At 70.6% G+C, this 23,482-nt stretch carries 15 protein-coding genes; 9 read left to right on the top strand and 6 right to left on the bottom strand.

The window, feature by feature from the left end; genetic code table 11:
• Nucleotides 1–39 precede the first annotated feature (39 nt).
• From OG948_RS51365 to OG948_RS51355, 3 genes are all read right to left on the bottom strand, one after another.
• The gene (locus tag OG948_RS51365) at nt 40–378 is read right to left on the bottom strand and encodes a hypothetical protein (protein ID WP_331771958.1); all 339 of its coding nucleotides are present in this window, start codon (nt 376–378) and stop codon (nt 40–42) included.
• 52 nt (nt 379–430) lie between these two features.
• Complete coding sequence (locus tag OG948_RS51360) at nt 431–739, bottom strand: hypothetical protein (protein ID WP_331771957.1); 309 nt, start codon at nt 737–739, stop codon at nt 431–433.
• A gap of 121 nt (nt 740–860) precedes the next feature.
• Nucleotides 861–1,877, bottom strand: coding sequence for a serine/arginine repetitive matrix protein 2 (locus tag OG948_RS51355; RefSeq protein ID WP_331771956.1), 1,017 nt, complete (start codon nt 1,875–1,877; stop codon nt 861–863).
• 182 nt (nt 1,878–2,059) lie between these two features.
• Between OG948_RS51355 and OG948_RS51350 the strand changes: the two genes are divergently transcribed.
• From OG948_RS51350 to OG948_RS51340, 3 genes are read left to right on the top strand one after another with little or no spacing between them, the layout of a single operon-like run.
• On the top strand, nt 2,060–10,681 hold the full coding sequence (locus tag OG948_RS51350) for a hypothetical protein (protein WP_331771955.1): 8,622 nt from the start codon (nt 2,060–2,062) through the stop codon (nt 10,679–10,681).
• Complete coding sequence (locus OG948_RS51345) at nt 10,678–13,311, top strand: right-handed parallel beta-helix repeat-containing protein (RefSeq protein ID WP_331771954.1); 2,634 nt, start codon at nt 10,678–10,680, stop codon at nt 13,309–13,311. Before OG948_RS51350 ends, OG948_RS51345 begins: the two co-directional genes overlap by 4 nt.
• A 47-nt stretch (nt 13,312–13,358) precedes the next feature.
• Entirely contained in the window at nt 13,359–14,339 is a 981-nt protein-coding gene (locus OG948_RS51340) for a ricin-type beta-trefoil lectin domain protein (RefSeq protein ID WP_331771953.1), read from the top strand.
• A 212-nt stretch (nt 14,340–14,551) separates the two neighbouring features.
• On the opposite strand, the gene OG948_RS51335 is transcribed toward OG948_RS51340, so the two are convergent.
• Nucleotides 14,552–15,850, bottom strand: coding sequence for a citrate synthase (locus OG948_RS51335; RefSeq protein WP_331771952.1), 1,299 nt, complete (start codon nt 15,848–15,850; stop codon nt 14,552–14,554).
• 175 nt (nt 15,851–16,025) lie between these two features.
• Between OG948_RS51335 and OG948_RS51330 the strand changes: the two genes are divergently transcribed.
• From OG948_RS51330 to OG948_RS51315, 4 genes are all read left to right on the top strand, one after another.
• Nucleotides 16,026–17,189, top strand: a complete 1,164-nt coding sequence (locus OG948_RS51330) for a citrate/2-methylcitrate synthase (RefSeq protein ID WP_406300711.1) — start codon at nt 16,026–16,028, stop codon at nt 17,187–17,189.
• Nucleotides 17,190–17,583: 394 nt separating this feature from the next.
• The gene (locus tag OG948_RS51325; RefSeq protein WP_331771951.1) at nt 17,584–18,480 is read left to right on the top strand and encodes a hypothetical protein; all 897 of its coding nucleotides are present in this window, start codon (nt 17,584–17,586) and stop codon (nt 18,478–18,480) included.
• Between the two features lie 397 nt (nt 18,481–18,877).
• The gene (locus OG948_RS51320; RefSeq protein ID WP_331771950.1) at nt 18,878–19,645 is read left to right on the top strand and encodes a DNA polymerase beta superfamily protein; all 768 of its coding nucleotides are present in this window, start codon (nt 18,878–18,880) and stop codon (nt 19,643–19,645) included.
• A gap of 112 nt (nt 19,646–19,757) precedes the next feature.
• Nucleotides 19,758–20,147, top strand: coding sequence for a DUF1801 domain-containing protein (locus tag OG948_RS51315; protein WP_331771949.1), 390 nt, complete (start codon nt 19,758–19,760; stop codon nt 20,145–20,147).
• 29 nt (nt 20,148–20,176) lie between these two features.
• On the opposite strand, the gene OG948_RS51310 is transcribed toward OG948_RS51315, so the two are convergent.
• Complete coding sequence (locus tag OG948_RS51310; RefSeq protein WP_331771948.1) at nt 20,177–20,818, bottom strand: DUF2867 domain-containing protein; 642 nt, start codon at nt 20,816–20,818, stop codon at nt 20,177–20,179.
• A 166-nt stretch (nt 20,819–20,984) separates the two neighbouring features.
• Between OG948_RS51310 and OG948_RS51305 the strand changes: the two genes are divergently transcribed.
• Together OG948_RS51305 and OG948_RS51300 are read left to right on the top strand one after the other, a co-directional pair.
• The gene (locus OG948_RS51305; RefSeq protein ID WP_331771947.1) at nt 20,985–21,575 is read left to right on the top strand and encodes a TetR/AcrR family transcriptional regulator; all 591 of its coding nucleotides are present in this window, start codon (nt 20,985–20,987) and stop codon (nt 21,573–21,575) included.
• A gap of 282 nt (nt 21,576–21,857) precedes the next feature.
• The gene (locus tag OG948_RS51300) at nt 21,858–22,202 is read left to right on the top strand and encodes a hypothetical protein (RefSeq protein ID WP_331771946.1); all 345 of its coding nucleotides are present in this window, start codon (nt 21,858–21,860) and stop codon (nt 22,200–22,202) included.
• Between the two features lie 240 nt (nt 22,203–22,442).
• Here OG948_RS51300 and OG948_RS51295 read toward each other — a convergent pair whose 3' ends face one another.
• Nucleotides 22,443–23,480 (bottom strand): serine hydrolase domain-containing protein, encoded by a 1,038-nt coding sequence (locus OG948_RS51295; protein WP_331771945.1) that lies wholly within the window; start codon nt 23,478–23,480, stop codon nt 22,443–22,445.
• Nucleotides 23,481–23,482 lie beyond the last annotated feature (2 nt).

Raw genomic sequence — 23,482 nt, 5'->3', positions numbered from 1 at the left:
GAACGGCGGTGTGTGCGCCGCCCGCCGCCCTTGCGGCGGCTACTTCTTCTGGGCCGCCGCGTCGGCCTTCATCTTGTCGATGGCTTTCCTGATGTCGGTCGTCAGGTTCTCGTCGGAATCCGTGAGCGACTTCGCGATCTCGCGGAAGTTCTGGCCGTACGAGTCGATGTTCTTCGCGGACGACTTCATCTGCGCGCTGAACGTGTTGTATGCCTCCGTCAGGGCGGGGCTGGCCTTCTCGAACACCAGGCCGTCTTGAAGCAGACCGCTCACGGCCGTCTCCAAATCGCCGAGCTCTTTGGAGATGTCGGCCAGCTTGGCGGCCATTCTCGTTGCGCCGCGGGCGATTTCGTCGACATCGACGTGGATATCGGCCATGCGGTCCTCCCAAGGGGTCGCTTGTCGGTTTCCGGTATGGGTAAACAGGCTGCTACTGGGGCGAGTTGACCTTGTCGGCGATGTCCTTGTCCAGATCCTGCACGGACGTCATGATCTGGCGAAACTGCGTCGCGTAGCCCTTGATGCTCTCGGTGGCCTGGGTGAGCGCGGTGTTGAACTTCTCGTACTGGGTCTGCAACGCCGGACTGGCCTTGGTCAGCACGAGGTTCTGGGTGAGCAGGGTGTCCACCTCGTCCTTGGCCTCCTTCATCCGGGGCACGAGCGTGTGGTCGACACTGTTGTCCAACAGATTGGACACCCGGGTTATCTCGGCGTAGGTGAGTTTGATGTTGGCGGCCATCGCGAATCTCCTCGGTCACGGAAGCGAATGGAAGCGGGAACGAGAGCGGGAACGGAAACGGGAGTCGGTGCGGAGGCGGGTACGAGTGGGCGGGTGAACGCCGGTGGGGCGCGGGGCGGGGTCAAATGACGTGGTTTTTGCCCTTGTCGCCGGTGCCGGTGCCCGTCTTCTTGTCGCGACCGGAGTCGCTGTCGGCGTACGCGGGATCCAGCTTCCACTTGTCTTTCGGTCCGTTCCGGATGTAGTGCTCGGACTTTCCGTCCGCGGTGGAGATCATCGTGCCGCTGCCGTCCTTGTTGATCGTGAAGACGGCCGTACTCGAGGTGCCGTCACCGAAGTTGGTGGTCATGGTGTAGTCGCGGACGTCGATCCGATCCGGCTCGTCGCCCTTGTCGTCGCCGTCCGGGACCTCGACCCATTCCGGGGGGCCCGTGTACGTCGTGATCGTCTCGTAGCTCTGCCCCTGCGAGGTGGTGATCTTCGAGGTCTCCTTGACGACGTTGTTGTCCTTGTCCAACTCGACGCTGACGTCGATCTTGCCGTCCTTGTCCTCGTGGTGGTACGAGGTCGGAGGCTTGTCGTCGGGCTTGGGCGGCTCCTCCCCGGGTTTGGGAGGTGCGCTGTCCTCGCCCTTGGCGATCCACGCGGCACACCACGCCGGGGCGCGCGGGTCGTGGCATACCGACCGGATTCTCGCGTCGGGATGATCGCGGAAGTAGCCGGTGGCGCCGATCGAGGCCAGGTACGCGTCCCACTTGGCCTTGTCCGCCACCCATTTGTCGTGCGTCGCCTTGATGTTCCGCCACTTGTCCAGGCCCAGACCCACGGTCATCAGACCGGCCCCGGCGGCGATCCGCTGGTCGGCGTCGAAAAACCGGTCGGACACCGCCTTGAAGGTGTCCGCGAGCTGGTTGAGGCCCTCCTTGGCCTTGCCGGTACGGGACTTCGAGTGGCGGTGGAAGCTGTTGAACGCGTACGACAGACTCGACGTGCCCAGACACGCCTTGCGTTCGCCGGCCACCGCCTCGCCGAGTTCCCGAAATGCTCCGCCACTTCCCGAATCGGCCTGCTTGGCGAGGTTTCGGAGCTTGCTCTGGATCGTGTACAGGTTGCTGTAGTCGACCGCGAAATCGACCATTTCGACCTCCTGTCCCTCGGCGAGCCCGCGTCGTGCACCGCTCCTCGAACTGCCTCCACTTCTGTACGCGTTGCAACCCACGGAGGTTCAACGACGTTATCCGAGAAAGATTGAACCTCCTCCGAGGAAGGCGCGTACAGAAGACGGCCGTGGTTGCACGATCGAGCGAAAGGGGTACCTCGATGGCTCGTCCGGGAGACTGGAGCGCGCTCGGTCTCGACCGCGACCCCACCCCCGGCGACCCCGATCGGATCGACCGCGTGATCGCCGCGGAGCTCGAATTCATCGATCTTGCACGGGAGATCGACAACGGCCTGAACGAGGTCAAGAACACCGCGAGCACCGTCTTCATCGGCAAGACGGCAAATGCCATGCGCGGCGTCATCGACGGCAATCTGCGCAACTACATCTCGACGTACAAGACGGCGCACGAAAAGGTACGCGCCTCCCTGATGACCTATGTCGGCGTCATGCGCGCGCAGCAACAACGCGCGGACACCGCCCTGTCCGCCGCCGCCGCGCTGGCCGAGGACGACGACGCGGGCCGGGAGACGCACAAGGCCACCGCGGCGGACGCCAAGACCACCCTGGAGGACGCGGCCGACACCGCCGCGCGAGCGCTCAACGCCGCCGCCGAGTCCATCGCCTCCCCCGTGGACGAGTGCGACGAGTTCTGGAAGGCGCTCTCCTGGATCGCGATGTTCCTGGTCGTCCCGGCGATCTTCCTCGGCGGCGTGGTCGCGCTGCTGTCCATCGCCCTGAACGTCGCGCTCATGATCAAGACCGCGATCGACTTCGCGCACGGCAAGGCGGGCGTCACCGAACTCGTGCTGGGCATCCTGGGCATGATCGCCCCGACCACCAAGGGGCTGCACCTGGGCAGCCTGTGGAATGTCATCAAGGGCACCGGCACCCGCGGCATCGCCGGCACGAAGACCTTCTTCCGCGGCGGCGCCAACTCGTTCGGCCTGCTCGGCCGGATGGGGCTGGGCATCGACGACGCGCTCGCCGCGGGCGGCGCGTGGATCAAGGGCGGGATCCAAGGCATCAAGCTGGGTCCCGCCCTGACCCACATACCCGAACTCTCCATGTTCGGCGTCAATGTCGGGCGCGGCATCCGCGTCTTCCCGATCGGCGCCGACCTGACCGTGATCAACCTGGCCGGCGCGAAGACGTTCTTCGGCCTGCGCAGCATCGTCAGAACGGTCAACGCCTTCAAGGGGCTGGGCGGTTCGATCGCGAGCGGCCTGAGCGGCTTCAAGAGTCTGCGGCTGTTCCTGCCGGTGGCTGCCGACGAGATGGGCCAGGGCCTGGGGCTCGCCTTCCGGATCGGCTTCATCGACCGCGGCATGTTCAACATGTACCGCTACGGCGCCTTCATCGACGGCAAGTTCATCGGCGCGGGTTCCAAGATCACCGGCGGCGTGCACGCGGGCTTCACCGCCTTCGGGTCGGGCGGCGGCCTGGGGAAGCTGCCGCATGTCGACATCGGTGGGCTCAACTCGCTGCAGAACGGTCCTCTCGGCCACGGCTTCGACATGCCGCCCCTGTCCACGCGGTTCACCAGCGGGCTCGGCGAGTTGGGCATGGTGAACGTCCCCTCGCTCGGCAAGTTCGGCGACGGGTTCCACGCGGGCACCTTCCCGAGCCTGGACACCTATCTCGCCAACAGCGGCAACCTCGGCGCGGTGGCGCCGCTCACCGGGTTCGGGGCCAAGATCGTCGACCTGCCGCCGTTCTCCTTCAACGGACTCGGCACGTTGGACCTCGGCGGCAGACTCGGCGTCCCACCCGCCGTCACCGGGACGGGCGTGACCGCGCTGGGCACGGGCGGGCTCCACGCACCGGCGGGTTCGCTCGGCCACATCAGCATCCCGAACCTCGACACGGTCACCAACGCGCTGCCCAAGGTCGACGTCGGGCTGCCGGGATCGAGCGCGCTGGTGCACGATCTGCCCTCGACCGGCTCGATCGCCCTCCCCCATGTCGAAGGCATGGGGACCGTCGCCCTTCCGCAGATCGGCAACATCTCACTCCCGCACTCGGGCACCGTCGCGCTGCCCAACGTGGCGACGCCGACGCCGACGCACGTCAATCTCCCGACCGTGTCGACCACACCCGTCCCCGGCCTCACCGGTTCCCTTGCCCCCACGCTCGGCCACAACGCCGGGGCGTTCCCGGGCCAGCTGCTCGGCGACCTCAAACCGCCCGCCGTCGGCGCACAACTGGCCGACGTACCGGCCGTTTCCTCCGCCAACCTCTCCACCCCGCAGGTCACCGGGCTGCACGACGGCGCCCGGGTCAACGTCCCGGAGATCGGTTCGGTCCCGCTCACGTCGCAGGTCCAGGCGCCGAGCGTCGGCGCAATACCCCACGCGGGTCAGATCGCCACGCCGGGGGTCGGCGTCACCGGGGGACTCGGACACGTCGCGACCCCGAACCTCGGCGGCGTGCCCAACGTCGCACAGTCGGCCACGCCCAACGTCGGCGGAGTGTCGGGCATCACCCCGGTGGGCACGCCCGACGTCCGGACGCCGCACACCGGCCCCGGGGTCGGCGCGCCGAACACCGGTGCCGTCGAAGTACCCCCGGTACGCGGCGGGCACGTCGACGCCTCGCCCACCGCGCCGGCCCCGAACACGGCCGACCTCAAGGGCACCGGCGGCGCGACGACACACGTCGAAGTCAACGGCAGCCGCGTGACGCTCGGCACCCTGTCGCCGCGCGGCGGACCGGGCGACACCCCGCCGGTGGGCCCCGCGGGCACCGCGGGCGTGGGCGGCGTCCCCACCACCGGAGGCCACTTCCCCACCCTGCGCCCGGCGGCCGACGACCTCACGGTGTTCATGGTGAACAACGTGCGGTACGACTTCGCGCACACCTTCAACAACATCCCCGGCCTGGGCGGCGTCGAGGTCCGGGTGCTGCCGAGCGCCCGGGCGGACCGACTCGTCGACATCCACGTCGCCGCAGGCGGGCGCACCGACATCACCGCGAACCACATCACCGTCGGCGACCAACAGATCCTGCGGATCGAACAGGCCTTCGCGGGCGGCGTGCACCGGTGGGACTACGAACTGAGCGCGCTGAACAACCACCGGCTCCTCGACGACCAGATCATCGACGCGCACGTCACCGGCCCCGCCCCCGGACAGTCCGTCGAGCTGACCACCATGCCCCCGGCCGGCACGATCACCGGGTCGACGACCCTCGGTGCCGGCACGACCGTGCCGACGGTGCCCGGCCCGGGCACCGTGACCGGCCCGGGCTCGCACCTCGTCGACATCCCGGGGCTGCCCGGGACCCGGATCGAGGTCCGCCTCGGCGCCGACGGCATCGGGGGAATCCGCACGGTGGGCGGTGCGGACGGACCCCCGCTGGTCCCCTCGCACCACACCGGACCGACCGGGAACACCATCGTGCGCGTCGAGCAGGACGTGGTGCCGAACGTCGAGATCCGCCGTTGGGACTTCGACATGTCCGCGGCCGGCGGCCGACTCGTCGACATCGAGCGGCGCATCACGCTCAGCGGCGGCGACTTCGACCGCAACCTCGTCGTCATCCGCGTCGATGTGGCGGACCAACCCCTCGGTATCACCCACTTCGACGCCGACGGCAAGGTGCACAACCCGGGCGGGTCACCGGTACGGGTCAACCCGACCGGGGTCAACATCCCCACCGGCACCGGCTTCCGGATATACGACCGGACGACCGGCGCACCCTCGCACAGCGGCCTGCGGCTGACCGATTCCACCGGCCACGTACTGCCCATGCACGTGCTGACCCCGGACGACGGCGGGGCCCTCTCCCTCGTCGACGCCGGCGCCACCAGGACCCTGGGCTCCGTCACCGTGCCACCAGGCGCGAACGGCATGTTCCACGTCGTCCCGACCGACGCCGGTCCCGCCGTCCGGGTCTTCGGCACGAACGGCCGGTTCTCGCACGACTCACTTCCGCTCGGCGGCATCGACGGGCTGGGCGTGCCGGGTGGTCACATCCGCTCGCCGCACGTCGACACACCGCATCTGGCCGGCGCCGACGGCACGCCGATCCCCGGCACCCGGGTCGTCCCGCAAGTGGGCGGCGAGTTCCGGATCCAGCACGCGGGCGGGCAGTTCCACGTCGACGCCACAGGCGCCCGCGGACACGACGTCGTCACCCTCACCACCGCCGACAACCGGGGAACGGGGCTGCACGTCTTCACCCCGGTCGGCGCCGCGGACCCGCTGCCCGCCCCGCGCGGGGCGGACGGTACGCCGTCCACGACCGCGACCGTCGCCCACGTCGACACCACGTTCCACGTCACCCGCACCGGCCCCGACGGGCAACCCCATGGGACGGTGGACGTGCACACGCCACAGGGCGCGTTCTCGCACACCGCGCTCCCGCTCACCGGCGGCGGTGCCCCCGGCGGGTTCATCCGGATGCCCGAGAACGTCGGCGGCACGCTGCACCTCACCCGAGGCGACGGCACGACCGTGCCGCACACGAGCGTCACACCGCAACACGGCGGCGGGTACCTGGTCGACTACCGCGGCGGCGCGATCCTCGTCGACGGCGCGGGCGCGCGCACGCACAACGTCCTCGAACTCAGGGTCGGCGACGCGTCGGTCGGGCAGTACGTGCACACGCCGGTCGGCACCCCCGAAGTACCGGTACCGCACCCGAGCAACCAGGCCGGCGTACCCGATCCGAACCTCACCATCACCCGGGCCGGCAACGAACTGCGGCTCACCGACCCCGACGGGTCGTTCACCGCGCACGGTCTCGACGGCATGCGCCGGTACCAGGCGATCCACGTGGCCGGCGGCCCGTTCGGGGGCCGGTTCGTCCGGGTCGACGCCGCCGGGGCCGTCACCCTCGTCGACGGACGACTCGGCCCCGTCCCGAACGCACACGTCGTGCGGCAGAGCGGGTTGCAGGGAGACGGCTTCCGGATCCTCGACGACGCCGACCACGTCGTCGTGGGCTTGCGGGGCGAGCACCGCTTCGACGCCATCGGCCTGCGTGGCCCCGACGGGGCTCCGACGGGCGAGTTCGTCTTCTTCAGCCCCGCCCCGGCAGCGGGGGCCGCCGGGGCGCCCGCACCCGGCCCGCTACCGCTCGTCAAGCACACGGACGGCGCCAACCTCGGCTTCTCGGTGCACACGCGCCCCGACGGCACGCTCCAGGTCACCGGCGTCTCGTCGCCGTCGATCCGGGTCTTCTCGAACACCGGCGAGTTCGACTTCCAGGTGTTGCGCCTGCGCGACGCGGGCGGCGCGCACGTGCCGCAGAACGTCCGGGTGCACCCGGGCGGGGCACATTCCCTGGTCGACGGCGACCTCGTCGACATCCCGAACATCACCGTGCACCCGCGCGACGGCGGCGGGTTCAACGTGCGCACCGCCGACGGCGGGTTCCGCCTGTTCGACCGGAACGGCGGGCTCGACTTCACCGCGACCCCGCACCAGGTGCCGCGCGACGGTGGCCACATCACCGTCTTCCGGGTGAACGACGGCGCCGGCGTCCACCACTTCGACGGCATCGGGCTGTCGGACGCACGGGTCGGCAAACCCGGGCAGACGCGATTCCTGGACACGACGGCGGGCAACCTGCGGATCCTGGACGGCAATCTCGACGCGGTCCCGGGCCTGCGGGCGATCCCGCAGCCGGGCGGCGGATACCGGGTCGACGGCATCGGCGCGCAGACCCGCGAGTTCCGGCTCTTCGGCGCGGGCGGGCGCCTGGAGTTCCAGCGCATCGACCTGGTCGACGCCAAGGGCCGGATCCACCCGAATCGGCACTTCACGATCACCCACCCGGCCGACGGCGATCCCACGTGGGCGCTGGTCAAGACCGACGCGCACGGCGTGCCGGTGCCCGCTCCGCCGACCCGGAAGTGGTTCGAGGGCGGCCCGGTCGACATGCAGGGCGCGGCGGCGGGCCGGGTCCACCTGATCAGCCATCTCAAGGTCACCGTCTTCGAACGTCGCTGGTTGCCCGACGGCGGCATGCTCGACGCGCACCACTCGACCGCCACCCTGGGCACCTTCGGCTGGTTCAATCAGCGTGGACCGTGGGCCGAGTTCACCCCGAACGGCAACCTGGTGCAGCACGGCACCCGGCACTGGGGCGAGAGCACGCGCAGTTGGTTCGACGTCAAGAGCGTGTTCGGCTTCGACGTCCGCGTACGGCACTTCCAACTGAGCGCGGACGGCGGCCACGTGCTGGCCAAGCTGGACACCGTGCCGGCCGGCCAGAGCTTCGCGGACACCACATGGGTCCGGTACGACGCCGACTTCGGGCAGATCGCCTCGGGAACCCGGCACTGGGGTCCCGGGCGTGGCTGGACCGACAAGATGAACCACCCGATCACGAACCGACTCCTCACCTCCCAGGAGAAGTACGGCCGCTTCCAGTTCGGTCTGCACGACGTGCGCCGCTATCACCAGGTCGAGATGGGCCCGGACGGCATCCCCAAACGGGACTTCGTCTCCCGGCACCCGGACGGCAACGTCAACGGGTTCGGCAAGACACTGTTCAACGGCGACTTCCTCAAGGTCGAGCGGTTCGCCGAGCAGCGGCCTCCGGTGTTCTTCCGCAACATGTTCAGCTCCGACATCCGCTCCACCGACCTCAGCGGGCACCAGTGGCTGGCCAAGGACAACCGCCTGCGCGTGGCGACGTGGACCCAGGAGCCGGCGGGCGGCGGCGCGGGCACCCGCGGCGTGCAGTTCACCACCAACAACAAGACCGTGATCGACGTCGCGAGCAACGGCGACATCGTCCGCGAGACACGCACGCTGCTCGGCGGCAAGACCCTGACCGTCGGCGACGTACAGCTGCCCGCCGTCCACGCGGGGCCGAACATGGGGCAGCCGGTGGCACATCGCCCGAACTACCTCCCGTGGACCGAAGGCGCCGGCGGCCTCCACGGCCACCGGACGTTCGTGCGTGGCGACTTCGTCCCGACCCCGGGCGTGGGCAGCAAGCGCGTCACCTGGCAGGACCGCGTCACCGACGACCTGGCCGACGGCGACTGGTACACCCCGGGCGCCAAGCCGTGGACCGTGGTCCGGACCGGCTTCGACGACGGCACGTTCATCGACTACCGGCCCAGGCCGAACGACGGCGCAAACGGCGCGGGGCCCAACACCCGCACCTCCATCGACGCCCACAACGGCGACTGGACGATGTACAACCACCACGGCGTCGTCGTCGGTCGCTCGGACTCCTTCCCCAATCCCAACGGGGCCGGGCACCTCGACATCGTCGGCACCATGGGGGCGAACACCCGCCAGTTCCGGTGGCACGACGCGGCCCACCCGGAGACGGGCGGCATCCGCACCACCGCGTTCGAGCGGCAGATCACGCCGTGGCACTTCGACCGCGAGTCGTTCCAGGACTACGAAGCGACCGGCAACCTCATCCGCGACCATCGACAACTCGGCGAGGGTCTGAGCGTCGTGGCGTGGCGCGGCGTCGACGCCCGGGGCAATGAGGTCTGGCACTGGAACAAGCTGGATCCGAACGGCAACGTGATGTCCTTCGGCGACGGCGTCGGCGACCGCGTCCGGCACTGGTTCGACGCGGACGGCAACCGGCTCCCCGGCTGGGCGAAGGGCGCCCGGTGGTCCGACCGGATCAGCAGCCTCGACGACCAGGTGGTCCAGGAGATCCCGGAGCGCAAGTTCACCAACGCGATCCGGGACTTTCTCACCGACAGCCCGTTCCGGGTGCGCGACTTCCGCCCGTCGCCCACCACGACGTTCGACCGGCACGTGTGGCAGGAATCCGACCAAGGCATCCTCTCCCAGGTCAAGATCCGGCTCTCGGACGGCACGTTCCTGGAGACGAACAACTTCAACAAGCACGCGCGGCGCTACGACATCGACGGCGTCACCGTCATCAACGACCGCACGATCCCCGGGTACATCCACGAGTACGACGTCAACGGCGTCGACACCATCATCGGGCGGGAGACGCACTTCACCGGCTGGGCCAACGAATACCGCGGCCTCAACCGCACGTTCCGCGAGCCGAACCGCTGGACCTTCGGTCCGTCCGTGGACGGCGAGGCGGTCCCGGCGCCCTTCGCGCTCCGGGCGATCCAGTCCATCGGCATCGACATGACGCACGAGTTCCTGCTCGACTTCGCCATGAACCTCGTCGTCCTGTCCATGGTCCGGATGATCTCCGGCGGCGCGTTGAGCATGGTGGACGTCGGACGCGCCGCGTTCGGCGCCTCGTTGAGTTCGATGACCAAGGGCAGCGTCTCGGCGGCGCACATGGCGTTCAACCGGGGCGGCTGGAAGGTGCACTGGTCGAACATCGACTATGGGCAGCCGGGGAGTTGGCGGCCCAACGACGACAGTCACAACACCGAGTGGGGGGCGAACGAGCGTCCGGTGCGGTGGCGCGGGGGCACCTACGAGTTCGCCCTCGGCCTGGGCACCGGCGCGCTCGCCGGGTTCGTCAGCGGTGCGTCGCAGGCCGCCATCTTCGGGGTCCGCGGCGCCGACGGCGCGATCATCAAACTCACCGGCGGCGACGCCGCGTTGGCCGGCCTGGCGTCCATGGTCGGCGGGGCTCTCGACACCGTCTCGGTCGGCGCGCTCCGCACCCTGGTCCAGCATCTGGTCGGCAGCAGGTGGATCCACCGCCAGGGGCCGATGGACATCTTCGTGGTCGGCGCGATGGGCAAACTGGTCGACAAGCTCGTCGGCCTGCTGGTGTTCAGTCCCGCGACCGTGCGCTGGATCGGTCACGTTCCCGACGGAACGTCGTCCGACAACCTACTGCCAGGAACAGGTACCGGATGAGCACACCGGTCTTTCGCGTCGGCCCCAGGGGCCGAGGCACCCACCGCGACATCGGGGCCGCACTCGCCGCCGCATCCGCCGGCGCCGAAATCCTCGTCGCGCCGGGCGAGTACGAGGAGCGCCTGCGGCTGGAGCGGCGGGTGGTCCTGCGGCCGGAGAACGGGGCGGGAACCGTGGTGCTCCGCCCGCCGGCCGGAGTGGCCCTGACCGTCGCCGCCCCCGGCTGCGTGGTCCGCGGCCTCGTCCTGCGCGGCGCCGACCCGGCGGAGCCGGTGGTCCGGGTGGAGGACGCGGCCGGCCTCACCCTCGACGCGTGCGAACTCGACCGCGGCCGCGTGGACGTGCTCGGCTCGGCGAAGGCGAGCGGCAACGCGCGGAACGCCACGCTCGCCATCGCCGACACCCTCGACGCCGACCTCGGCGACCCGACCGGCGGCGGCGTCCTGCTGATCCGCCGGACCCGGCTGCGCGGGGCGCGACACGCCGCGGTGGCGCTGGATGGGGACGCCCGGGCCCGCGTCGAGGACACGGTCCTGGAGACCATCGACGGCGTCGGCGTGGTGTTGTCCGGTCACGCGGTACTGATCGCCGACCGGTTGCGGGTGCGCGAGACCTCCGGTTCGGCGCTGCGGGTACGCGGCGACGCCCGACTGCTGGCCCGGGACAGCACGCTCGACGGCGCCGGACGCAACGGCGTCCTGGTCGAGGAGCGCGGCGAGGTGCACCTCGACGACTGCCGCGTCCGCGGCGTCGGGCACAGCGGCGTCCAGGCCGAACACCAGGCCCGCGTCCGCCTCGACGACTGTCGGATCACCGACGCCGAGGGCAGCGCGGTCGCGGTCGGCGGTACGGCGCACCTCACCGCGCACGGCTGCCGAATCGCCGCCCCGGCCGCCAACGGCGTCGTCGCGCTCGGCGAATCCGAGGTGACCGTGACCGCGTCGCTGATCACCCGCACCGGGTTCACCGCGGTGCACCTCGGCGGGAACGCCCGGGCCCGGATCGGCGGTTGCCGTCTCGACGGCAGCGAGGAACACGGCTTCGCGGTCGTGGGGTCCGCCCACGCGGAGATCGTGGACACCACGGTCACGGGGGCGAGCATGTGCGGAGTGCACGTGGCCGACGAGGCCACGCTCTCGATGCGCGCCGGCCGGATCGAGGGCGGCGAGACGGGCGTCCGGCTGCGCTCGTCCGCGGCCTGCGAACTGCGCGAATGCGTGGTGAGCGGGCCGCGCAGGACGGGCGTCGAGATCGGCACCGACGCGGTCGCCACGCTGTACGCGACGCGGATCGCCGAGACGGGCAGCGCGGGTGTCAGCGTCGACGCCGGTGCCCGGCTGCGGATGGACGGCGGCGGCGTCTTCGCGGTCGGCGGCAGCGGACTGGTGGTGGGTCGCGGCGCCGAGCCGACGGTGCGCGGCATCCGGGTGGAGGGGACCGCGAAGAACGGCATCCTGTTCGGCGAGGGCGCGCGCGGGGTGGTCGAACACAGCGACCTGGCGGCGTGTGCGTACCCCGCCCTGCACATCGGCCGCGACGCCGAACCGCGCTTCGTCGGTTGCCGGGTCTTCGACTGCGCGCAGGACGTCGGCCACGGCGAGGGCGCCCGCCCGGTGTTCGAGGAGTGCGTGTCCGTCCGGGTGGCCGCGCCCTCGTTGCCCACCCTGTCGGAGGCGTCCACGCGGACACCGCGTCAACCCGCGGCGCCGCCCGGGGTCGCGGCAGGCGTGGCTTCGGCGGGCGGGCTACCCACGGTCGCAGCGCCCGTGTCGGCCGATCTGGCCGAGTCGGGCGAGGCTCCGCCGCCGCCCGAGACCCTGGAGGACCTGCTCGCCGAACTCGCCGAACTCGTGGGACTGGGCGGCGTCAAACGCGATGTCGGCGGCATGGTCAAGCTGATGCAGACGGTGCGCATGCGTCAGGAGGCCGGGCTGCCCGCGCCGCCGCTGAGTCGTCACCTGGTCTTCGCGGGCAACCCGGGCACCGGGAAGACGACCATCGCCCGCCTGTACGGAAGGTTGTTGAAGGCGCTCGGCCTGCTCGAACGCGGCCATCTGGTCGAGGTCGACCGCAGCTCCCTGGTCGGCGAATACGTCGGGCACACCGGCCCGAAGACGACCGAGTCGTTCAATCGCGCCCGTGGCGGCGTGTTGTTCATCGACGAGGCGTACGCGCTCGTGCCCGCCGGTGTCGCGAACGACTTCGGCGGCGAGGCCGTCGCGACGCTCGTCAAGCTCATGGAGGACCACCGGGACGAAGTCGTCGTGATCGTCGCCGGATACCCCGGCGAGATGGAGCGGTTCATCGCCTCGAACCCGGGCCTGTCCTCGCGTTTCACCCGCAGCCTGCTGTTCGACGACTACTCGGCCGACGACCTGGTGCGCATCGTCGAGCACCACGCCGGCCTGCACCGCTACGAACTCAGCGTCCCCGCGCGCAAGGCGCTCGGCGAGGTGTTCACCGCGATGCCGCGCGGCGCGCAGTTCGGCAACGGCCGCACCGCGCGCCAGGTGTTCCAGCAGATGACCGAACGCCAGGCCATGCGGATGGCCGAGATCGACACGCCCGACGAGCGGCAACTGGTCGTCCTCGACGAGATGGACCTGCCGCGACTGGTCGGCTCCGACTGACGGCGCACACCGCCCCGTCAGAATGTCGTGCCCACGAAGGAGAGCTTGTGTCCGAACCCAACGAAACCGGCGCGCACGTCGGTTCGTCCGCGCCCTCGTTGGCGCAGGCGTACGCCCGCCGGCCGACCCGGCCCCGACGCGGTCTCGCGCCGGGGCGCCGGGTGTGGGTCTCGCTCGGCTCGGCCGCGGGCATCGCCGCGGTCACGACGCTGGCCGTGGCGCTGACCCCGACCGGCGCGAGCGGCGACACGTCGGCCGGCGATCGCACGGTCGCGGCCGCGGGGGCGGGGGTGCCGGGCGCCGTGCCGCCCGGTGAACCCGGGGCGGTCGGCGCACCGGGTGCGCGTGGTCTGCCCGGTTCACCCGGGGCACCGGGTTCGCCGGGGGCACCCGGCGCGCCCGGCCTACCCGGTGCACCCGGCACGCCCGGGGAGGCCGGCGCGCCAGGCGAGGCCGGCTCGACGCCGACGGGCGCCGGGTCGACATCGCCCGCCACGACTCCCGGAGCACCGGTCGCCGAGCGACCCCCTGCCGGCGGGCGGCCCACGACGCAACCCGCCATGGAGCCCCGGCATATGCCTCTGTCCAAACCCGCCCCGGAGCAACCCAAGGTGGCACCCCAGCCCCCGCCGGCCCAGCCGAAGCCGAACGTCCCGGGCAACCCGCTGCGGAACGGGTACTCCGGCAAGTGCCTGAGCGGGTCGGCGGGTTCCGACGGCACGCCGCTGGTCCTGTGGTCGTGCAACGGAGACGTGAACCAGAAGTGGGACATCAGATCCGACGGCACGATCCGCACCAAGGGCCTGTGCATGGACGCGGCCTGGGGCTCCACCCAGAAGGGCACCGTCATCCAACTCGCCTACTGCAGTGGGAACCCCGCCCAACAGTTCACGCTGCGCGGCAACAACATCTACGCGAAGGCCTCCAACATGTGCGCCGACGTCTGGGACTTCAAGACCAACGACGGCGCGGCGATCCGCCTCCACCCCTGTCACGCCGGGCAGAACCAGGTGTGGACCCGCGCCTGAGTATCGCAACGCCCGCTCGACGGCTGTGACCGAACCACGGGCTCGGCTCCACCACGAAGCAGGGATCGGCTCCGACCGCCCGTGCGGTCGGAGCCGATCCCTGCTTCGTGGTGGAGCGGGATCAGGTCCGTGTCCCGGGCCCGGTGGGGCGGGGAGGTAGGCGGTTGCCGGCTCCGGGGTCGATGGGCTTCGTGCCGAGGGGACGCGGGCGATCAGCCCCTGCGTGCGCTCGGGGTGGTGCCGCCGTCCGTGGGTCGAGGGCCGGTGTAGACGCCGACGGCGCGGTAGCGCAGGCCGGGTTGTCGGTATTCCTCGAGCGCGTGGGCGAGCCAGCCGACGGTTCGCGCCGTCGCGAAGATCGCCTCGCCGGCGTCCGGGCGCATGTCCAGGGCATGGGTCAGCGCCGCCAGGGCCAGGTCGGCATTGGCGAACATACGCTCGCGGGCCGCGGTTTCGTGGGTGAGGGCGTCCACCGCGTCCAGTACACGCGCGACTTGGTCGTCCTTGTCGGCCAAATCGCGGAGCAGGCCCAGGAGTCGGTCGGCGCGGGGGTCGCGGTCGGTGTAGAGGATGTGGCCGAGGCCGGGTAGTTGTTCGCCGGCACGGAGTCGGTCGGCGATCGCCGTGGTGGGGCTGCCGAAGGGGTCCAGGGCGTCGCGCAGGAAACGGTGGGCCAGTCCGATCGCGGCGCCGTGGTGTCGACCGTCGAAGACGCCGAGCCCGGCGGACACCACGGCGTACACGTCCGCCCGCGCGCCGGCCGCCACCCGCGCGGCCAGCGTCGACACCGCCAGGTCGTGGTCCGCCTTCAGGACGAGTGCGGCGTTGAGCAGGTGGAGGTGCTCGGGCGTGGCCGGGCGGGCAGTCAGTTTCGGCCACAGTCGCCGGGCCAGGTCGCGGCCGGTCGGTGGCCGCGCGCCGGGAAACGGCGGCAGGGTGTCGACGATCACCGCGAGGAGGGTTTCGCCGCCGCGTACGACGGCCTGCTCGGACAGGTCGAAGCGCAGCGGATCGGCGGCGCCCGCGGCGGCCACGATCATCCGGATGCGGTCGGTGAGGCGCGCGCCGTCCGGCAGGAGGGCGACCGTACGCCGGATCAGATCGGTCAGCTCGGCGGAGACCTCGAAGGGGGGTACGTCGGCGAGTTCGGCGCGCCACAGCCAGTGGGCGACCGATTCGAGGCGGTGCTCGGCGAGTTCGGCCACGTCCCGGCCGCGGTAGTAGAGGTGGTCGTCGGCGAGCAGGGTCAGTTGGGTGTGGATGCGTTCGATCGAGCCGTTCGGGTCGCGGCGCCCGCCGATGCGGTCGGCCAGGGCCTCGACCTCGGCGGTGGCGAAGCGACTGCCGCGCCGGCGCACCTGGCGCACGCTGGTCAGCAGTCCGCGGCTGACGTAGGCGTAGATCGTCTCGGGTTTGACGCCGAGCCGTTGGGCGGCCTGGGCGGTGGTCAGGTAGTCGTGCGGGTAATCCTGCTCACCTTCGCCTTCCGGAGCAGGGCTCCGACCAGCCATTTCGTTCCAACCTTCCGTTCATGTTGATCCCGTCAATATTGACGATACTCGATGCGTGATCGACATTCGTGGTGGGCGGGATGTACGGGCTGTGTGCCGGCGACACTCCGCCTCGCCGGCTCCGTCGAGACATGGGAGGCGTGTCATGTCGGTCGTCACCGACGATGGGATGCAGATGGCTGGGATCGATGTACCCAGGGGCCTGAAGGGGGTGGTGGTCACCACCACCGAACTGGGCGACGTACAGGGCACGAAGGGCTTCTACCACTACCGGCAGTACTCGGCGATCGAACTGGCCCGCACCCGCACCTTCGAGGACGTGTGGTTCCTGTTCGTCCACGGTCGACTTCCCTCGGCGCGGGAACGCGGGCCGTTCGCCGCGGAGGTGGCCCGGCTGCGGGTACTGCCCGAGGAACTGCGTCCGGTGTTGCGGTCCATCGCGACGGCCGGTGAACGCTTCGACCCGCTCGCCGGACTGCGTACCGCGTTGTCGCTGATCGGCGCCGCGCGCAACCTGCCGCCGCTGTGGGAGTCCGCGCCCGAACGGCGGGCGGCGGACGCGCTGTTGGTCGGCGCGGTGACGCCGACCATCCTGGCCGCGCTGTATCGCATCCGCGCGGGCGCCGAGCCGCTGGAGCCGCGGGCCGACCTGTCCACGGCGGCCAACTGGCTCTACCTGGTGACCGGCACGGACCCGGAACCCGCGCACGTGGCCGCGATCGAGCGCTACCTGACCGCGACCGTCGACCACGGCTTCAACGCCTCCACGTTCACCGCGCGCGTGATCGCGTCCACGGGAGCCGATCTGGTGTCCGCGGTGACGGGCGCGATCGGCGCGTTCTCGGGTCCGCTGCACGGCGGCGCGCCGGATCGGGCCCTGGAGGCGCTGGATCGCATCGGCACTCCGGACCGCATCGACTCGTGGGTGCGCACGAAGATCGCGGCGGGGGATCGCATCATGGGATTCGGCCACCCGGTGTATCGCACCGAGGATCCCCGCGCGGTGATGCTGGCCGAGATCGCCGGCGACCTCGCCGGGCATGCCGACGCGCGCGGCGTCGAGTTGGTCGATTTCGCGAACGCGGTGCACCGTCGGGTGACCGAGATCCTCGCCGAGTTGAAGCCGGGGCGGGAACTGCACGTGAATGTGGAGTTCTACGCGGGCGTGGTGATGGAACTGTGCGGCATCCCGCGATCCATGTTCACTCCGACGTTCACCGCGAGCCGGGTCGTCGGCTGGTGCGCCAACATCCTGGAACAGGCCACCGACACCAAGATCATCCGACCGATCGCGCGTTACACCGGACCTCGCCCGGGCCAAACGGTCCCAGCCGCCTGAGCGGCATCCCCCAGCTGGGCAACCAGCCGCCTGAGCGCACCCGACGGACATCGGCCCCGGGCGGCCGGAGGCCCCGGACGCACGCGGTCGGGACTGGCCAGGACTTTGCGGCGGACGTTCACCGGCGCTCCGGAAGCGGTGCGGTGAAGTGCCAACTCTCGGCCACGAGTTCGTCGACCAGCCGGTTGACGCGCGATCGCCGTCGGCGGCACGCACGAGGCGCGCTCGGCACGACGAGGTCCGCGCCTTCGGCAGCCCGGGTCGGCTCGGCGGATGTGCGCAGGCAGGGACGAATCCGGGGGCGGGACGGCGGACCGGTGGGTAGGCTTCCGCTCGTCGCCGTAGGCGATGCGACCCGAAATGGCCGCAACAGCGAACTTGGGAACGGGGACCGATGAGCGAGCACGGGGGCCGCAACGACGGGTGGAACACCTCACCCCGGCATCGGGCTTGGGGTTCGCCGCCAGGACAGGGCGCCGGACCGCCCGCGCCCACGCCGCCGCCATGGGGCCATCCGCAGCAGGGCTGGGGAGGCGGCGGGCTCCCGCCGGAACCGACCCGGTTGCAGCGCCTGAACCACAGGATCGGCCCGATCGCCGTCGCCAAGCGGGTCTTTCGTCCCTCGCGCGAGGGACGCGTGCAGGACCCCACGATCAAGAAGCTCCAGATCGCCCGCTCGCTGATCGGGATCGTGGTCACCATCTGGTTCCTGGTGACCTACCGGCTGATCGCGGACGCCGGCGAGGTGGTCGACGAACGCACGCAGCAGGTCTGGATCAACGTCCTGATGCTGGTGTGCTCGTTCCCGTTCGTCGTCGGCGCGTTCATCGCGCTGACCCGGCCCCCGCAGCGTGCCCTGTACCTGCGCCGAGCCAAGCGCTCGCTCGGCGCGCTGCTGAGCGTCATGGGCGGGATGTTCTACTTCGTGCTCATGCAGGCCCCCGAATTCTCCGGCCTGCGCGACCCGCTGGGCATGCCCGGCAAGGTCGTCGGCGGTCTGCTCGCCGTCTGGTTGATCTTCTTCGTGCTGTACGGACTGGTGTTCTCGCTGGTCGAGGTGTTCCGGACCGCCGACATCCACGAACTCGTACCACCGCTCCTGGTCAGCGTCCTGTCCTGGGAAATGGCCTGCCTCGACGTGATCACCGGCGCCTACGAGGGGGTTCCGCCCGGCGTACGGGCGGCGTTCATCCTCGGCGCACCCGTGTCGGTGACGATCGTGTCGTTCTACGAGGCCCGACGCCTGCGCCGCCACCACGGCCTGACCCTGCGTGGCGCACTGTTGCGATAGGGAACGCCGGGCGCAGAACACGAAACACGCCGGGCGGGGATGTCCCCCGTACCCCAAGCGGCTGATCGGTGCGCCCGGCGGCCCATTGCTCCCGGCCTACGCGTCCGCATCGTCCCGGCGCCCGTGAGCATGGCGTGGGCGTCTGGTGTCGACGTTGTCGGTCAGGCTCGTGAGGATGCCGGGTAGTCGCTCCACGGTTGTCGAACTCCCCGCGTGTTGGGCCCGGTCGGCGCGGCAGCGCGTGTGTGGACTCGTCACCCGGTTCCCCTCCGGCCACACGGCGCGCGTATCGCGGGCCCTGTCCCGCCCCGGAGGCATACGGACCGCCGGAGGCGGGTGGGCGCGGGTGACGGGCTAGGATTCCGGGTCCCGCAGCACCGTCAGGAAAGGGCCCGTCGTGGCATTGGACATCGAACCGGAGCGCCTGTCGGCGATCGTGGCCGAACAACCCGATCCGCTCGTGTTCGCCACCGTGTCCGGCGCACACCTGTACGGTTTTCCCTCCCGGGATTCCGACGTCGACCTGCGCGGCGCGCATCTGCTGCCGCTGACCGCGTTGGTCGGCCTGCGCGAGGGCGAGCACACGCGCGGGCGCATGTGGGAGGCCGACGGCGTGGAGAACGACCTCGTCACCCACGACCTCGGCAAGTTCGTACGGCTCCTGCTGCGCCGCAACGGCTACGTCCTGGAGCAGTTGCTCTCTCCACTGGTGGTACACACCACACCGGCGCACACCGAGTTGGTGGCGCTCGCCCCCGGGCTGGTGACCCGGCACCACGCGCACCACTACGCCGGGTTCGCGCGCACCCAGCTACGGCTGTTCGAGCGGACCGGCGAGCTCAAGCCGCTGCTGTACACGTTCCGGGTCCTGTTGACCGGGATCCACCTGATGCGCTCGGGACAGGTCGTGGCCGACCTCCACACCCTGGCCGACCTGTGCCGGGACACCGCTCCGGCCTATCTCGGCGACCTGGTTGCCGCGAAACGCGAAGCCGAGCACGGCGCGCTGGACGAGTCGGTCGCCGTCGACGCGGCACGGGCGGACGTCGATCGGCTGCGGGCCGCACTCGACGACGCACACGAGGCGTCCACACTCGCGGAACGCCCCGAGGGCCACGACGCGCTGCACGACCTCCTGGTACGAGTACGCCTGACCGGACTCTGACCGGCACGCACGCGACGGAGCTGCCCGCATGCGCCCGACCGCTCGCGATCCTCGTCCCCCGGAGGGTTTCGCGGGGCCGATTCTCGGCGTTGCTCGGCTACGGTGAACGACCATGACCTACGTCACCGACCCCCGAGTCGACGACTACATCGAGGCCCTGCCCGATTGGCAGCAGGCCATCTGCCGCGAGGTCCGCGACCTGGTCCATGGTGCCGACCCGGAGGTGGCCGAGACCATCAAGCGCACCGTTCAACCGTACTTCGTCCTTCAGGGCAACATCTGCGCTCTCCTGGCGGCGAAGGACCACGTCAACGTGTTCCTGTACGACGGGGCCATCGTCCCCGACCCCGAGGGGATCATCACCGGCGGCCACGACAACAAGACCGCTCGCACCGTGGCCGTACGCCGGGGCGAGACGATCAACGCGCCGGCCCTGACCGCCATGTTCGAGCAGATCATCGCCAACAATCGTGCGGGCGGTTGGCGCAAGCTCAAGCACTGACATCGCTCGCCCCGCCGGCGATCGGCGCCCTACGCGAGCAACTGCTCACGATCGCGCCAGGCCCGTTCCCATTGACGGGTCAGCGCCGGGTAGACGATCAGGTAGCGAAACGGTGCGATGAGGGCCATGTACACCCTGCCGTACCGCCCGTTGGCCTTGACCAGAACCGCCATCCGCAATTCGTAGTCGCCGACGTCTCCGTTCCCGTCACCGTCTCCCTCCCCGTCACCGCCACCCGGGTCCCCACTCCGCACCCACCCCAGATGCATGATCCCGTGCACCGTCCGGTTGGCCAGTTCGCGCACGGACTCGTTGTCGAGGTCGTACACGGGCGTGAACGGACTGCCGGCGGGGAGGGAGAGGTCCACGGTCTCCGCGAGCTCGCGCGGCACGCGGTCGCGCAGCGGCCGGACCCGCGTACCCAGGCCCGTCTTCGGCTTGTCCCAGCCGAGGAGGGCGCCGAGCTTCCAACGCACCGCGAACAGGAACCGGGCCGGGAGCGCCTGCTTGTCGAGTCCGCCGCCGGCGCGCATCGCGGCGAGCATGACGGGGAAGTCGTCCGGACCGGAGCCGGGAGCACGGTAGGACCACACGTCCTCCACCCGGAAGTCACGGGCGAGTTCATGGATCCGCCACGGCTGATCGGTATGGGCTGTGCGGGGAAGTCTCACGGCGCGCCGCCGCCTTTCCTGCCTCGGACCATCGCTGCCACCTCTGTTATACGCTTGCGTATAACACCAGGCAAGATCGAATATACGGTTGCGCATAACCGGACGGGCGATTGCGTACATCCGGTGCACCGGCACGACGGGCACGAAGGCCACGAAGGGACACAACGTGGGCGCTGCTCGCACACCGCGCGACAGGTGGGTCGAGGAGGGCCTGCGCGCGCTGGCCGACGGCGGCCCGGACGCCGTGCGCATCGAGGCGCTGGCGAAGCGGCTCGGCGTCACCAAGGGCGGGTTCTACGGGTACTTCGCCGACCGCGACGCGCTGCTGCGGGCGATGCTGGACGCCTGGGAGCGGGAGAGTACCGATGAGGTGATCGACCGGGTCGAGCGCGAGGGCGGCGACCCGAAGACCAAGATCCAGCGTGCGGGCATGCTCACCTTCTCCGACGACCGACTGCTCCCCCTCGACCTCGCGGTCCGCGACTGGGCCCGGCGCGACGAGGCGGTCGCCGAGCGCCTGCGCCGGGTGGACAACCGGCGAATGGCACTGCTGCGCGAGATGATCGGCACCTTCTGCTCCGATCCCGACGAGGTCGAGGCGCGCAGCCTGCTGGCCTTCTGCGTGGCGATCGCACACCGCTCGCTCGCCACCGATCACGAGGGCCGCACCCGCGCCGAGGTCCTCGCCCACGCCGCCGACCTGATCCTCGACCGCCCACGCCCCGGCTCCCGTCAGGGCACTGATCCTGCTCCGTGATCCCTTCGGCGGGCGCGAACCCCGCCGGGAGTCCGACTTCACACGCCCTGCGGGCGATTCGTCGCCGATGCCCGTGGCGGCGTGATCCGCACCCGGGTACGCTGCGGCGCCTGCCGCAGGTGCCGGTTCCGGTCGGCCGGACGACGTCGAGTCCGCGGATGTCACCGCTTTCGTCTCGTTTGTGTATCGGACCGTACGGGGACTCCCGGCGTGCGGTGGACTCGAACAAGCGGAACCGCCCGCCCGGAGCGGCGTGTTCTTCGGCGTGTGATGGGGGAGACAGTGACCGACACCTGGGGCTGTGAGTGTCTGGTGGAGCACGGCCGCGCACGGGTGGTGGTGCCGAGGGTCGTGGACGCGTCCGTCGCCCACCGGCTGCGCAAGGACCTCGTGGCGCGGATCAACGCCCTGCCCGACGACGTCGTCGAGGTGACGTTCGACCTGGTGGCGACCGAGGTGCTGGACGAGGCGGGTGCGGCGACGATCGGATCCGCGTACCGGCACGCCTTCCTCCTCGGCCTGCGCCCCACCTGGCGGGCCGCGTCAGCGGAGGTGCGCGCCGCGCTGCTCCACGAGGGCGGCGAACTCGGTGCCCGGGAGAACGAGTTGAACGCGTCTCCCGCGTAGCGCAGGCAGACCGGCGCGCGTTCGGGCCTGCCCGTCGAGCGACGGAGCCGGTCGGCGCGCCGGAGGCGGGATCTTCCTCGGTGTCGGCAGTACCTCCGGGTGGGGCCGTACGGATCGGGCGCGCAGGCATGCGCACCCGCTCCCGATCCGCCGCACCCATCCGCCGCACCGAACACCGACGTGTCGATCCGCCGGGCCCCGGCTCCCCCGGACCCGAAGAGTCGTCCCCGCCCGCAAGGGCTACGAGGAAGGCGCCGGGAACACCTTCGAGAAGATCAGCTTGGTCAGTTCGTCGGCCGGCGCCTTGCCGTCGGGAGACTGGTTGAGGTTGACGAGGACGACGACGGTCGCGCGCGACTGCGGGTTGTAGCCCACGAAACTGTTGTAGCCCGGCAACTGGCCGTCGTGGCCGAGGAAGCCACCGAAGTCGGCGATGGCGAGACCGTAGGTCGGCGCGCCGGGCTGATCGGAGGCGGGGACGAAGGTCAACCGCTCGCGCTGGACCTCGGGGCTCAGCAAGGCGCCGGTGGCCAGTGCCGGGGCCCAGCGGAGCAGGTCGTCGACGGTGGAGACGGCGGCGCCGGCCGCCCAGGCCCACGAAGGATCGGAGTTCGTGACGTCCTTGGGATTGCCGGCCGACCAGTCGGCCCAGGCCGCTTCCTTGCCCTCGAGTACCGGCGCGGTCAGGCTGTCGACGTTGGAAATGAACTCGTAGCCGTGCGCGTGCGGGCGGGGAAGGCGAGAGTCCGTGGCCAGGCTGCTCTCGGACATGCCCAGCGGCTCGAAGATGCGCTGCCGGAACAACTCGGCCAGTGGCTGTCCGGTGAGTTCCTCGGCGATCAGTCCGAGCAGGACGGTGTTGGTGTTGGAGTAGTGGAACCCGCCCCCGGGCGGGAAGTACGACGGGTGCGCGAAGGCGATCGCCAGTAGTTCGTCAGGGGTCCACGGGGCCTGCGGATGCTCGTCGAGCGCCCGGTTGAACTCGGGATCCTCGGTGTAGTTGTACAGCCCGCTGGTCATCTGGAGGAGCTGACGGATGGTGATGTGCTGCCCGTCCGGTACGTCGGGCCGGTAGGCGGCGACCGGGTCGTCGAGGGACAGCCGGCCGGCCTCGACGAGTTGCAGGATGATCGTCCCGGTGAAGGTCTTGGTGATGCTGCCGACCCGCATGTGGTCCGTGGACCGGATCGGCGCCCCGTCGGCCAGGTCTCCGGTGCCGAGTGTGGTGGTCCACGTACCCGACTCGGGGGTGCGGATGGAGACGATGGCGCCGGGCACGC

Origin of the sequence: Embleya sp. NBC_00888 (genome assembly GCF_045207655.1) — a bacterium.
GTDB lineage: Bacteria > Actinomycetota > Actinomycetes > Streptomycetales > Streptomycetaceae > Embleya.
Note: the sequence above shows the minus strand (reverse complement) of the source record. Positions and strands in the feature narration are given on the sequence as shown.

Bases quoted from the DNA above. Each gene is read 5' to 3' on its own strand.
- OG948_RS51325 (WP_331771951.1), top strand. From the start codon at position 17,584: ATGAGCGAGCACGGGGGCCGCAACGACGGGTGGAACACCTCACCCCGG.
- OG948_RS51350 (WP_331771955.1), top strand. From the start codon at position 2,060: ATGGCTCGTCCGGGAGACTGGAGCGCGCTCGGTCTCGACCGCGACCCC.
- OG948_RS51365 (WP_331771958.1), bottom strand. From the start codon at position 378: ATGGCCGATATCCACGTCGATGTCGACGAAATCGCCCGCGGCGCAACG.
- OG948_RS51330 (WP_406300711.1), top strand. From the start codon at position 16,026: ATGGCTGGGATCGATGTACCCAGGGGCCTGAAGGGGGTGGTGGTCACC.
- OG948_RS51315 (WP_331771949.1), top strand. From the start codon at position 19,758: ATGACCTACGTCACCGACCCCCGAGTCGACGACTACATCGAGGCCCTG.
- OG948_RS51360 (WP_331771957.1), bottom strand. From the start codon at position 739: ATGGCCGCCAACATCAAACTCACCTACGCCGAGATAACCCGGGTGTCC.
- OG948_RS51335 (WP_331771952.1), bottom strand. From the start codon at position 15,850: ATGGCTGGTCGGAGCCCTGCTCCGGAAGGCGAAGGTGAGCAGGATTAC.
- OG948_RS51355 (WP_331771956.1), bottom strand. From the start codon at position 1,877: ATGGTCGATTTCGCGGTCGACTACAGCAACCTGTACACGATCCAGAGC.
- OG948_RS51345 (WP_331771954.1), top strand. From the start codon at position 10,678: ATGAGCACACCGGTCTTTCGCGTCGGCCCCAGGGGCCGAGGCACCCAC.